11 protein-coding genes are annotated in these 11,740 nt (G+C 74.6%); 3 read left to right on the top strand and 8 right to left on the bottom strand.

Going from position 1 to position 11,740, the window contains the following annotated elements; genetic code table 11:
- Positions 1–156: 156 nt before the first annotated feature.
- Complete coding sequence (locus tag CLV72_RS01690) at positions 157–1,737, bottom strand: AMP-binding protein (RefSeq protein WP_106237998.1); 1,581 nt, start codon at positions 1,735–1,737, stop codon at positions 157–159.
- 163 nt (positions 1,738–1,900) lie between these two features.
- On the opposite strand from CLV72_RS01690, the gene CLV72_RS01685 reads away from it, so the two are divergent.
- A complete protein-coding gene (locus tag CLV72_RS01685; protein ID WP_106237994.1) occupies positions 1,901–2,149 on the top strand; it encodes a phosphopantetheine-binding protein in 249 nt (82 codons plus the stop codon).
- Between the two features lie 29 nt (positions 2,150–2,178).
- On the opposite strand, the gene CLV72_RS01680 is transcribed toward CLV72_RS01685, so the two are convergent.
- The 4 genes from CLV72_RS01680 to CLV72_RS01665 form a co-directional block, all read right to left on the bottom strand.
- A complete protein-coding gene (locus CLV72_RS01680; RefSeq protein WP_146159313.1) occupies positions 2,179–3,126 on the bottom strand; it encodes an ACP S-malonyltransferase in 948 nt (315 codons plus the stop codon).
- A 162-nt stretch (positions 3,127–3,288) separates the two neighbouring features.
- A complete protein-coding gene (locus tag CLV72_RS01675; RefSeq protein WP_245929808.1) occupies positions 3,289–4,614 on the bottom strand; it encodes a methylaspartate mutase in 1,326 nt (441 codons plus the stop codon).
- On the bottom strand, positions 4,611–5,132 hold the full coding sequence (locus CLV72_RS01670) for a cobalamin B12-binding domain-containing protein (RefSeq protein ID WP_170140841.1): 522 nt from the start codon (positions 5,130–5,132) through the stop codon (positions 4,611–4,613). The genes CLV72_RS01675 and CLV72_RS01670 overlap by 4 nt, the downstream gene beginning before the upstream one ends.
- A complete protein-coding gene (locus tag CLV72_RS01665; protein ID WP_245929807.1) occupies positions 5,133–6,053 on the bottom strand; it encodes a proline iminopeptidase-family hydrolase in 921 nt (306 codons plus the stop codon). It abuts the gene before it with no gap.
- A gap of 348 nt (positions 6,054–6,401) precedes the next feature.
- Here CLV72_RS01665 and CLV72_RS01660 point away from each other — a divergent pair, with 348 nt between their 5' ends.
- Both CLV72_RS01660 and CLV72_RS01655 read left to right on the top strand, forming a co-directional pair.
- On the top strand, positions 6,402–7,031 hold the full coding sequence (locus CLV72_RS01660) for a dTDP-4-dehydrorhamnose 3,5-epimerase family protein (RefSeq protein WP_106237990.1): 630 nt from the start codon (positions 6,402–6,404) through the stop codon (positions 7,029–7,031).
- A gap of 23 nt (positions 7,032–7,054) precedes the next feature.
- Positions 7,055–8,188 carry a DegT/DnrJ/EryC1/StrS family aminotransferase gene (locus CLV72_RS01655; RefSeq protein WP_106237986.1) on the top strand — a complete coding sequence of 378 codons (1,134 nt, stop codon included), beginning with the start codon at positions 7,055–7,057 and terminating at the stop codon, positions 8,186–8,188.
- A gap of 81 nt (positions 8,189–8,269) precedes the next feature.
- Here the strand turns inward: CLV72_RS01655 and CLV72_RS01650 are convergent, their stop codons facing one another.
- From CLV72_RS01650 to CLV72_RS01640, 3 genes are read right to left on the bottom strand one after another with little or no spacing between them, the layout of a single operon-like run.
- Complete coding sequence (locus tag CLV72_RS01650; RefSeq protein ID WP_106237982.1) at positions 8,270–8,989, bottom strand: class I SAM-dependent methyltransferase; 720 nt, start codon at positions 8,987–8,989, stop codon at positions 8,270–8,272.
- A 9-nt stretch (positions 8,990–8,998) separates the two neighbouring features.
- Entirely contained in the window at positions 8,999–10,273 is a 1,275-nt protein-coding gene (locus tag CLV72_RS01645; RefSeq protein WP_106237979.1) for an activator-dependent family glycosyltransferase, read from the bottom strand.
- Between the two features lie 37 nt (positions 10,274–10,310).
- On the bottom strand, positions 10,311–11,561 hold the full coding sequence (locus CLV72_RS01640) for a cytochrome P450 family protein (RefSeq protein ID WP_106237975.1): 1,251 nt from the start codon (positions 11,559–11,561) through the stop codon (positions 10,311–10,313).
- Positions 11,562–11,740 lie beyond the last annotated feature (179 nt).

Below are 11,740 nucleotides of genomic sequence, written 5' to 3'. Positions count from 1 at the left end.
TACGGAGACGCGCACACCGGTCCCACCCCTACCTCGCCCCTAGGGGTCCTTAAGCGTCCCCTCATCGGAAGCACCGAACGGTTCCCGCACCGGAGGCGCCATTTTCCGGCCGGTTTTGGCGCGGACGCGCGCTCCGGCCGAATGGCGCCGCGCCGTTCAGCCGGCCGCCCCGCCGCGGGTCGGCGCCGCCGCCCCGACCAGCTCGGCGGCGCGGGCGGCGAGCACCGGCCGGTCGACCTTGCGGTTGGCGTTCAGCGGCAGCTCGTCCAGGTGCTGGTACCGGCGCGGGATCATGCCGTGGGGCAGCAGCTCGCGCAGGCTCCTGGCCAGCTCGGCGGGGGTGGCGGGGCGGCCGGTGTAGAACACGACCAGCTCCACGCCGTCCTCGCGCGCCGCGCTGACGGTGACCGCGCTCTCCACCCCCGGGCAGCCGGCCAGCGCGTGGTCGATCTCGCCCAGCTCGACCCGCCAGCCCTGCACCTGGACCTGCGCGTCGAGGCGGCCCAGGTAGGCCAGCTCGCCGCCGCCGACCCGCCGCACCCGGTCGCCGGTGCGGTACCAGCGCCGTCCGTCCCGGTCCAGGAAGCGGCCGGCGCCGTCCTCGGGGTCGAGGTAGCCGGGGGTCAGCTGCGGGCCGGCCACGCACAGCTCGCCCTCGGTCTCCGCGGGCTCGCCGTCCGCGCCGATCAGCAGCTCCTCGTGGCCGTCGTGCAGGGTGCCGATGGGCACGACGCCGTTGACGCCGAGCTTGCGGGAGGCGTCGGGGTCCCAGCGGTGCGCGGTGACGGTGACGGTCAGCTCGGTCGGCCCGTACAGGTTCTCCACCACCGAGCCCGCGGCGGCGCGCTGCCAGTCCTCGGCGTCGCGGCAGCGCAGGGCCTCGCCGGCGAAGAAGCTCCAGCGCAGCGAGGGCAGCGAGCCCGGGGCCAGCCCGCCCATCCGGCGGGTGAGGCCGATCGCGCTCGGGGTGGCGAACCAGACGGTCAGCCCCCGCTCCGCGCAGAAGGCCGGCAGGTCGCGGTAGGCCGACGGGGGGACCGCCACCACGCTCGCCCCCGCGCCCCAGGCGCAGAACAGGTCAAACATGGCGCAGTCGAAGTTCAGGTCGAAGGTCTGCGAGAACACGTCGCGCGAGCTGAAGTCGTAGCGGGCGTCCAGCAGCCGGAAGTAGTGGTGCGTGCTGCCGTGGGTGATCGGCACGCCCTTGGGCCGGCCGGTGGAGCCCGAGGTGAAGAGCACGTAGGCGGTGTCGTCGGTGCCGGCGGGGCACGGCCGGTCCAGGGCGTCCTCGGGGCGCGCCGCGACGGTGCCGGCCCCGGCGGCGCCGGGCGCCTCGGCCGGGGCGAGCACCGGCAGGCCGTGGTCGGCGCCGAGCAGCTCGGGCAGCGCGGCGCCGCCGCGCTCGTCGGTGATCAGGGCGCCGACCCCGGCGGCCTTGAGCATCTGGCGGGTGCGGGCGGCCGGGAACATCGGATGCAGCGGGACGACGACGGCGCCGGCGTAGAGGCCGGCCAGGATGCCGGTGTAGGCGGTCTCGCCCTTGCCCGCCAGGACGCCGACCGGCGCGGGCGTCCCGCCCGCGGCCCGGCGCAGCGCGCCCGCCCACAGCAACGCCCGCTCGTGGACCTCGCGGTAGGTGGCGGAGCGCGCGCCGAGATAAAAGGCGGGCCGGTCGGGGGCCGCAGAAAGCCCGCGGAGAAAACGAGCGTGCAGAGCGGGCCCGTTCATTTCATTCATGCCGTCTCCTCGGCGCGATCCGCGTTATGACTTCTCTCGAACCGGGTCGCGGTTTCATTGACAGATCACTCCGCGCCGCGTGTATCTTGGTGCACCGGGAATCCGAAATGTCCGATGGCCGGAATGGCTTGCGGGCGCGCACCGGAAATGAGGTCGACCACCCATGTGGGATGAACGCTTCGAGGGGATCCTCCGCCCCTATCTCCCTTTCCTCTCCCCTGACGAGCCGCTGGCCGCGGACGCCGGCCTGCGCGAGCTGGGCCTGGACTCGCTGGCGATGGTCGAGCTGCTGGCCGCGCTGGAGAGCGCCTACGACGTCAAGTTCACCGACGACGCGCTGACGCTGGAGACCTTCGAGACCCCCGGCGTGCTGTGGGGCACCCTGTCGGGGGTGCTGGCGCGCTCCGCCTGACCGAACGGCCCGCATCCGTCCCGGCCCCTCTAGCGCGTACCGGTCCGACGCCGCGGCTGCATGGCCAGCCGCGGGTTGGCCGCCACCACGTCGAAGTTGGCTGTGGTGATCCCCACCCGGCCGAACAGGCTGTCCGGCCCCGCCACGCACACCCGGGTCACGCCGGCCTCCTTGAAGGCCGCGACCACCTCGGGCCAGCGCAGCGCCCGCACGATGCCGTCCAGCAGCAGCGTCCGCACCTGCTCGGCGGAGGTGAGGACCGAGCCGTCGTGGTCGGAGACCACCGGCAGCTTCGGGTCGGCGAAGTGGAAGTCCGCGAAGACCTCCTCCTCGGCCCGGCGCCGCAGCCCGGCGAAGGCGGCGGAGTGCAGCGGCGGGCGCATCGAGTACAGCGGCAGGCCGCCGACGGCGCGCAGCCGCGCCTGCATCCGCTCCAGCCCGCCCTCCCGCAGCGTGACCATGTGGAAGTCCTCGTCGATGCGGCAGGCGATGTCGTACCACTCGCCGCGCTCGTCCATCTCGGCCAGGATCTCCGCCAGCGCCGGCTCCGGAGTGCGGACGAAGGAGAGCGTCACCGCGTCGCGGTGCTCGCGGCCGAAGTAGTCCTCCATCAGCCGGGCGAGCCGCGCGGTCAGCCGCACCGCGTCCGGGAAGGCCAGCGTGCCCGCGTGGGCGGCGGCCGCCTTGCCGCCGAAGCTCGGCCCCGCGCACAGCTCGGGTTCGACGCCGAGCGCGTCGCGGGCCCACTCGGCCAGGGCGAGGCAGTTGACCAGGAAGGCCACCTGGGCGTACTCGCTGTAGTCCCCCTCGGCCTCGCGGTAGCGGTCGACCAGTGAGTAGCCCAGCGCCTCGCCGGCGGCCGCGACCAGGCGGCGGGCCACCGGGTTGACCAGCATGAACCTGCTGACGTCGGCGTACTGCGAGGGGCCCATCCCGGGAAAGACCACGGCCGTGCGGGGCCGGGCGTCGGTCTCCATGTCTGCGCTGTCCCCTCGCCTGTCTGCGTGTCGTCCGCCGCGGCCGCTCGCGCCTGCCCGCGTCGCCGCCCGCACGGCCCGCGGCCGCTCCGGCGCGGTGCGGCGGGTGCGGCGGCCCGGCTCGATCCGGAATCTAGTTCGCGGCCACCGGCCGCAGAACCCCTAGCGATCCCCTACACCGCCGGGCCGCGCCGGGTCCCCGGCCAGCCGCCCCCGCCGGTCTTCCGGCCCGGCCAGGGCGTCGAAGCTGCGCTGCATGTAGGACAGCGCGTGCAGCAGGTCGGCGGAGGAGACCGAGCGGCGCCCGCGCCCGCGCACCGAGCCGAGCGGGAGTGAGCCGGTGTCGGCCCAGCGCAGCCGGCCGTCGGTGTCGATGTAGCTGCGGGCGCGCCCCATGTTGTCGGGGTGCAGGCAGTAGGGGATGTCCAGGTAGCCGTGCTGGAAGGCCAGGAACAGCGCCCGGCCGATGTCGCCGTCGAGGTTCAGCACCGCCTCCACCAGGGCGCGGGCCTCGGCGTAGGTCTCGGTGCCGGCGTCCGGGCGCACCGCGTCCGCCGCGGTGCGGCGGGCCACCGCGGCGGCGCGCTCCAGGGCCGCGACGTTCTCGGCGATGGTGGGGATCCGCACCGACTCGGCGACCGTCTTGACGATCAGCCGCTCCGAGCCGGTCGCCACCGCCAGCTCGGCCGCCTGGTCGAGCAGCCGGGTGGCGCCCTCGCGGGTGCTCGGGTACACGCCCATATAGGCGTAGACCACGACGTGCCAGTCCGTGTCGGGCAGCAGTTCGGCGCACAGGTGCCGCAGCGCCGCGATCGCCTCCCGGTCCTGGCCCGGGTGGGTCTGCTGGGCGTAGCTGACCGAGACGCTGCGGATGCCGTGGTGGCGGAAGAAGAGGGCCTCCAGCACGCTGATGGCGACCAGCTGGCTCGGCGGGCACAGCTGGCCCAGCATGCAGCCGCCGAAGGTCTCCAGGTGGGGGTCCAGGCCCGCCTCGCGCAGCAGCGCGAAGTGCCGGCAGGACCTGGCCCAGTTCTCCACCGACTCGTGCAGCGGGATGCGCCCATACGGCAGGCAGTAGGAGACGGGGCCGCCCTCGGTCGCGTCGATCCCCACCGACATGGCCGCGGCGAAGATGTCGAACGGGGTCGCCGAGCCGTGCCTGACCTGCACCGGAAAGCCCTCGCCGCGCACCCCCTCCAGCACCGTCCGGGTGGTGTCGGCGCTGTGGCTGACGATCGGGTAGCCGTTGAGCCGGGTGCCCTCGCGCAGCGCCTCGGCCACCGCCGCCAGATCGCCGACCCGGGTGTAGCTGTCCAGGGTGATGGTGCCGACCGTGGTGGCCGCGGCCTCGCGGGTGGCCAGCAGCCCGGCGCGCATCTCCTCGGGCGGGCTGAAGCCCATCCGGGGCTGCACCACCAGCGAGCCGGCCCGCCCGGCCGCGCGGACGAAGGCGCCGAAGCCGGCCGGGCGCGGTGTCAGCGCGCTCACGAGAGCGCGTCGCGCGGCGGTGCGGGAGTGCCGGGCAGCGAGGCCAGCAGCCGGTGGAAGGAGCCCATCTCGTCGGCGCCGTCCTGGAAGACGGCGGTGAAGCCGGCCGCGACCAGGTCGTGGCCGCGCTCCAGGTCGGCGGAGCCGGAGACGCCGAGCTTGCCGCCGATCACCACCGGGGTGCGGGCCAGCTCGGGGCGGGCGCGCAGCTTCCCGATCACCCGCAGGCCGTCCTGGTGGCCGTGGCCGTTCACACTGCTGATCACCACCAGCGCCGGGCGGTGCTCCCGGCACTCGGCCACCAGCAGCTCGTCGGGCACGCACGGGCCGAGGTTGACGACCTCGTAGCCCAGTTCCTCGATCAGCAGCTGGAGGTAGACCAGGTTCCAGGTGTGGGAGTCCGACGCCACGCTGCTGACGATGACCGTCGGGCGGCGGCGGGACGGGGGCGGCGCCCCGGCCGGCCCGGCGGGCCGGCGGTCGCGTACGGGGGACAGGCCGGTCGGGCGATCTGCCACTTATCCCTCCGGTGCTTCGAGGCCGCCGAGGAACTCCGCCATGACCGCGTGGAAGCGCTCCGGCTCCTCCAGGTGCGGGACGTGGCTGGACTCCTCGAACACGGTCCACCGCGCGCCGGGGATGCGGTCCTGGTACGGCCGCACCGTGGCGGGCGTCGCCTCGTCGTGGCGGCCCGACAGCAGCAGGGTGGGCACGGCGATGTCGGGGAGCAGGTCCTCGACGGACCAGTCGCGGAGGGTCCCGGTCACGTGGAACTCGGTGGGCCCGTTCATGGTGGCGTAGACGGTGGAGTCGTTGTAGATCTCCATGAAGGTGGCCGCGTAGTCGCGCGGCCAGGGCACGACCCGGCACACGTGCCGGTCGTAGAAGACGCGCAGCGCGGTGTAGTACTCCTCGCTGTCGGTGGTGCCGGCCGCCTCGTGCCGGCGCAGCACCGCGTCGACCTCGGGCGGCAGCTCGGCCCGCAGCACCTCCATCTGCTCCCGCCACAGCGGCATCGAGGCCGGGGAGTTGGCGATGACGAGCCCGCGCAGGCCGGGCGGGCGGCGGGCGGCGTGGGCGGCCGAGAGCATGCCGCCCCAGGAGTGCCCGAACAGCACGTAGTCGCCGGCGATGCCGAGGTGCCGCAGCAGGTTGTCCAGCTCGGCCAGGAAGAGGTCCACGGTCCAGAAGTCGGCGCCGCGGTCCGGCAGGTGCGTGGAGCCGCCGTTGCCGATCTGGTCGTAGTGCACCACCGGCCAGCCCTCGTCCGCGAGGGAGGTGAGCGCGAGCAGGTAGTCGTGGGTGCTGCCGGGCCCGCCGTGCACCACGACGACGGGCGGCCGGCCGGCGTGCAGCCGGCCGGTGACCCGGTGCCAGGTCTGGTGGGCGCCGAAGGGGATAGGGCCCTTCGCACTCGGGGCTTGCGGAATCGGAACCACCTCAACGGATCGGCGCGCCGGGCCCGCACCCCGGGGGTGCGGCGGCGGAGGGCCAGGGGTGCCGGGTGTGCGTCCTGGGGGTCCCGGCGGTGCGCGGCGCCGTCCATCGTCCGGCCGGGCCGAGGAGCACGGTGCGAACACTAGGCGAGGGCCCGCCGGCCGAAGACCCCTAAATATGGGCGGCCGCCCCCAGGCCGCCGCGGCGCCGCGGCCCGGTCCGGCCGCCCGCCGGGGCCGCCAAGCTAGGGGTTGTCCGCCCGCCCGGCCCTTGGCACCGTCGTGCACTGGCGGCACCGGGTCCGCGGGCCGCCCCACGTCGAATGCGGCTGCCGGGAAAGGGCGCGAGACATGCGGATCGACCCGCTCAAGCTGGACGGCTCCTACCTGGTCACCCCGAAGATCCATCCCGACGACCGTGGCTCCTTCCTGGAGCTGTTCAACGGGCCCGCCTTCGAGGCGGCCGTCGGGCACCCGCTGGTGGTGCGGCAGGCCAACTGCACCTCCACCCGCCGCGACGCGATCCGCGGCATCCACGCCTTCGCCCTCCCGCCCAGCCAGGCCCGGTACGTGGCCTGCCCGCGCGGGGCCGTCAGCGCGGTGGTGGTCGACACCCGGACGGGCTCGCCGACCTTCGGCGAGTCGGTGCCGGTGGAGCTGGACGACCAGGGCCGCCAGGCCCTCTACGTGGCGGAGGGGCTGGGACTGGCCTACATGCCGACCAGCGAGGACGCGACCGTCGTCTACCTGTGCTCCAGCACCTACGCGCCGCAGCGGGAGATCCTGGTCAATCCGCTGGACCCCGACCTGGAGCTGCCCTGGCCGCGCGACCGCGAGTACGTCCTGTCGGCCAAGGACCGCGCCGCGCCGACGCTGCGCGAGGCCGAGAAGGCCGGGCTGCTGCCCGACTACGCCGCCTGCCAGGAGTGGTACGCGCGGCTGCGCGAGCCCGGCGCGGGCCGCGACGACACGCACGACTGAGCCCTGACCCGAGGAGACCAGCGGTGATCCCGATTCTCAAAGTGCCCATGTCCGACGAGGCGACCGCGGCGGTGGGCAAGGTGCTGGCCAGCGGGATGGTCGGTCAGGGGCCGGTGGTCGACGAGTTCGAGGCGGCGCTGGCCGAGCGCGTCGGCAACCCCCGGGTGGCCACCGTCAACAGCGCCACCTCGGGGCTGCACCTGGCGCTGCACATGGTGGCCGGCACGGAGCCCGAGGGCGGCCCCGGCGGGCAGCCCGGCGAGGTGCTGACCACCCCGCTGACCATGGTGGCCACCAACTGGGCGATCCTGGCCAACCGGGTGCGGCTGCGCTGGGTCGACGTCGACCCGGGCACCCTCAACGTCGACCTGGACGACCTGGCCCGCAAGATCTCCCCGGCCACCCGCGCGATCGTGATCGTGCACTTCACCGGCTACCCGGTGGACCTGGCCCGGCTGAGCGGGATCCTGGACGAGGCCGAGCGGCGCTTCGGCTTCCGGCCGATGGTGATCGAGGACTGCGCGCACGCCTGGGGGGCCCGCTACCGGGGCGAGCCGCTGGGCAACCACGGCAATGTCTCCGTCTTCAGCTTCCAGGCGGTCAAGCACCTGACCTGCGGTGACGGCGGGCTGATGGTGCTGCCCGACGACGAGCTGCACCGCCGCGCCAAGCTGCTGCGCTGGTTCGGCATCGACCGGGAGGCCAAGGGGCGCGGCCTGGTGCGCGACGACGTCGCGGAGTGGGGCTTCAAGTTCCACATGAACGACATCAACGCCGCCATCGGCCTGGCGAACCTGGACCACGCCGACGAGGTGGTGCGGCGGCACCAGGACAACGCCGCCTTCTTCGACCGCGAGCTGGCCGGCGTCCCCGGGCTGGAGCTGACCGAGCGCGCCGAGGACCGTACCTCCTCCTTCTGGGTGTACCCGGTGAAGGTCGACGACATGGCGGGCTTCATGGCCCGGATGAAGGAGGCCGGGATCACCGCGGGCCCGGTGCAAGAGCGCAACGACCGGCACAGCTGCGTGCGCCAGTACGCCGCGCTGCTGCCGGGCATGGACGAGGTGTCCGAGCGCCTGGTCTGCCTCCCGGTGGGCTGGTGGGTGACGGAGCAGGACCGCCAGCACATCGTGGACACGGTCAAGGCGGGCTGGTGAGCGGCCGGGCGCGCCGCCCCTGAACGAGGGGCCGGGCCCGGGTGGCGGCCACCCGGGCCCGGCCTCGGCCCGCGCCGCGGCTCAGCTCTTGACGCCGACGAAGAGGCCGCGCCCGGACAGCCTCCCCGGCAGGAACTCCGCCGGGCAGCCGGCGTCGGCGAAGGCGGCCAGGTACTCGTCCCGGGTGAACAGCGACAGCACCTCGAACTCGGTGAAGGACTCGATGCCCTCGGGCCGGCCCACCAGGAAGCGCACCTCCATGTGGGTGGCGCCCTCCCGGCGCACCGAGTGCGACATCCGCACCACGGTGAGGTCGTCCTCGCGGGCCGTGTCGCAGGCGACGTAGCCGTCCAGGAAGTTCTCCGGGAACCACCACGGCTCGATGACGAGCACGCCGCCGGGTTCGAGGTGGCGGACCATGGCCGCCACGGCCCGCCGCATCTCCGCCAGGGCGCCCACATAGGCGATCGAGCAGAACATGCAGGTGACGACGGCGAAGCGGCGGCCGAGCTCGAAGTCGCGCATATCGCCCTCGTGCACCGCCGTGCCCGGCAGCCGGCGCCGGGCCAGCTCGCGCATCGGCTTCGCCATCTCCAGGCCCTCGACCCGGTCGAACAGCGTGCCGAAGACCTCCAGGTGCGCGCCGGTGCCGCAGGCGACGTCCAGCAGCGAGCGCGCGGGCGCCGCGCCCGCGTACCGCTCCCGCACCAGCCGCGCGACCTCGTCCGCCTCCGCGGCCCAGTCCTTCCCGCGCCCCCGGTAGATGAACTCGTAGACGCGGCTCAGCTGCTCGGTGTACATCGGCGCCGGTCACTCGCCCCGGTCGGCGGAGCGGCCGCGGTGCCGTTCGACCAGCCGTTCCAGCTCGGGCACCAGCTGCGCCGGGGTGGGCAGCGCGTGCAGCTCCTCGCGCAGCCGGGCCGCCTCCTCGGTGAACGAGCTTTCCGCCAGCATCCGCACCACACCGGCGCGGACCTGCTCGACGTCCAGCCCCTCCGGGTGGAAGGCCAGGCCGGCGCCGCGCTCGGCGAGCCCCCGCGCCTTGAGCGGGGCGTCCAGCAGGTCGGCGATGAGCAGCTGGGGCACCCCGTTGTACAGGGCGGTGTTGAAGCTCCCCGCGCCCGCGTGGCTGATCACCAGCGAGCAGCTGGGCAGCAGCGCGTGCAGCGGGACGAAGTCCACGATGCGCGTGTTGTCGGGCACCCGCTCCAGGGAGCCGCGCTGCGACTCGTCCAGGGTGGCGATCAGCTCGATGTCGAGATCGGCCAGCGCCTCCACCAGCAGCGGCGGGCTGAAGGAGTCGCCGGGCAGCGTGGTGCGGCCCGTCTCCCCCAGCGTGAGGCAGACGCGGGGCCGCTTGGCCGGCTCGCGCAGCCAGTCCGGCACCACGGCGGCGCCGTTGTAGGGGATGTAGCGCATGTCCAGCACGGGCAGGTCCACCGGCAGCCGCAGGCTCGGCGGCATGGTGCTGATCGTCCACTGGCCGGTGACCAGCTCCTCGTCGAAGTCGCCCCCGTAGCGCTCCACCGTCCAGGTGAGCCATTCGGCCAGCGGGTCCTCGCGGTGCGCCTCGGGCTGGCGGTCGCGCAGGGTGGTGAAGGTCTGCCTGGCCATGCCGAGGAAGTCCAGCGACCACAGCATCCGGGCGTGCGCGGCGCCGGTGACCCGCGCCGCCACGGCGCCGGCCGGCGTCCACGGCTCCCACAGCACCAGGTCGGGCCGCCACTGTCGGGCGTAGGAGACCACGTCGTCGATGAAGCGGTCGTCGTTGAAGAGGGTGGGGAAGGCGATCATGATGTTCTCCAGCCCCAGCGCCCCCTCCCAGGTCGCCTCGTCCGGGGTGGCCCCGTACAGCCGCGCCTCGGGCGGCAGGGCGGCGCCGCCCTGCATCTGCGCCTCAGCGATGGCGAGGAAGTCGTCGGTGCCGACCGGGACGGCGGTCAGGCCCGCGCCGGTGACGGCGGCGGTCAGCGCGGGCTGGCTGAGCACCTGCACCTCGTGCCCGGCCGCGCGCAGCGCCCAGGCCGGCGGCACCATGCAGCCGAAGTGGGAGGAATGGGCGAACGACGTCACCAGGACGCGCATCGGGTCGTTCTCCTTTGCCGGAAGTGCGGGGGCTCGGTCAGGGACGGGCGGCGGCGGGCAGTTCGAGCGGCCCGCGGGTGACGGGCGCGCGCCTGCGGTACAGCGGCGGCCCGTCGAGCCGCAGCCCGGGCAGCCGGGCGGCCAGGGTGCGCAGCGCCACTTCGGCTTGCAGCCGCACCAGGCGGGCGAGCAGTTCGTAGTGCAGCCCGCGCAGGGCCAGGTGCCGGGCGGCGTCGGGCCGCTCCAGGTCGAAGCGGTCCGGATCGGCGTGGACGCGGGCGTCGCGCCCCACGGCGGCGACCACCGCGGCGACCTGCCCGCCGGCGGGCACCGGCATGCCGCCCAGCTCGGTCGCCTCCCGGGCCACCCGCGCCTCGATCTGCACCGGCGGGTCGTAGCGCAGGGTCTCCTCGACGGCGGCGGCGGCCAGGTCGGGGGCGTCCACCAGCGCCTCCCACTGCTTGGCCTCGCCGAGCAGCGCGAGGACGGCGTTGCCGATGAGGTTGGCGGCGAGCGCGGTGCCCAGGGCGGACACGAGGGTGCGCACGGTGCGCACCGCCCGCGGGTCGCCGTCCGCGGGCGCGGGCAGCGCCGCCAGCAGCCCGTCCAGTTCGGCCATCGCGGCGTCCAGTTCGCGGACGCGGGTGATCTGCTGGCCGGCCAGCATGGCGTCGGGCAGCACCGCCAGCCGCCGGCAGCAGTCCGCGAAGGCGGGACGGGCGGATTCGGGCAGCCCGAGCAGTTCGGCGGTGACCGAGGCGGCGGCCGGCCAGGCGAAGCCGGCCATCAGCTCGAAGCCGCCGTCCGGGTCGCCTACGGCGTCCAGCGCGGCGGCGTGCAGCCGTTCGGCCGCCGCCCGGTGGTCCGCCGCGGCCCCCGGCCCGAAGGCGGGCTCCCACACCGGGCGGAGCCGGTCGACGTCGGCCCGCCCCAGACCGGGCAGCCCGTCGAAGAAGGGCAGCAGCTGCGGCGGCGCGGGGGCGCCGTCCGCGGTCGCGGTGCCGAAGCCGGGGCCGTCCACCACCGCGGCGGCCACCGCCTCCTCGGCTGTGACGAAAGCGCCGGTGGCGCTCGGCATCAGCGGACCGACGTGCCGCAGCGGCTCGTAGAAGGGGTAGGGGTCGTCCGCCTGCCCGCGCAGGATCCGCGCGTAGGGCTCGCCGAAGCTGCCCATCACCCACTGCACGCCGCGGGCGTTGAGCAGGTGCATCCCCAGTTCGGTATCGGTCGCCTCGGCGATCGGACGGTCCAGCGGCCCCAGCCGCATCGCTTCTTCGCGACTCTTCATCCGTCTTGCGGCGCGCAGCCCGGCCCTCGGGGCGGAGCTGAGGACGCCTTCCTCCCTACGTGAACCAGGTGCGGCCAGCGCCCTGCCCGCCCGCCGTTTCCTGGATGCTAGGGAGCCGCCCCCGCCCGTCCCACCCCTATCCGGCCCTATTCGGCGGCCGGCGCCCCGGGAGAGCGGCG

Origin of the sequence: Allonocardiopsis opalescens, from assembly GCF_003002095.1 — a bacterium.
Taxonomy (GTDB): Bacteria; Actinomycetota; Actinomycetes; order Streptosporangiales; family Streptosporangiaceae; genus Allonocardiopsis; species Allonocardiopsis opalescens.
Note: the sequence above shows the minus strand (reverse complement) of the source record. Positions and strands in the feature narration are given on the sequence as shown.

Excerpts from the sequence above, each read along its gene's own strand:
- CLV72_RS01690 (WP_106237998.1), bottom strand. The coding sequence starts at position 1,737 with ATGAATGAAATGAACGGGCCCGCTCTGCACGCTCGTTTTCTCCGCGGG.
- CLV72_RS01645 (WP_106237979.1), bottom strand. The coding sequence starts at position 10,273 with ATGCGCGTCCTGGTGACGTCGTTCGCCCATTCCTCCCACTTCGGCTGC.
- CLV72_RS01685 (WP_106237994.1), top strand. The coding sequence starts at position 1,901 with ATGTGGGATGAACGCTTCGAGGGGATCCTCCGCCCCTATCTCCCTTTC.
- CLV72_RS01640 (WP_106237975.1), bottom strand. The coding sequence starts at position 11,561 with ATGAAGAGTCGCGAAGAAGCGATGCGGCTGGGGCCGCTGGACCGTCCG.
- CLV72_RS01660 (WP_106237990.1), top strand. The coding sequence starts at position 6,402 with ATGCGGATCGACCCGCTCAAGCTGGACGGCTCCTACCTGGTCACCCCG.
- CLV72_RS01680 (WP_146159313.1), bottom strand. The coding sequence starts at position 3,126 with ATGGAGACCGACGCCCGGCCCCGCACGGCCGTGGTCTTTCCCGGGATG.
- CLV72_RS01650 (WP_106237982.1), bottom strand. The coding sequence starts at position 8,989 with ATGTACACCGAGCAGCTGAGCCGCGTCTACGAGTTCATCTACCGGGGG.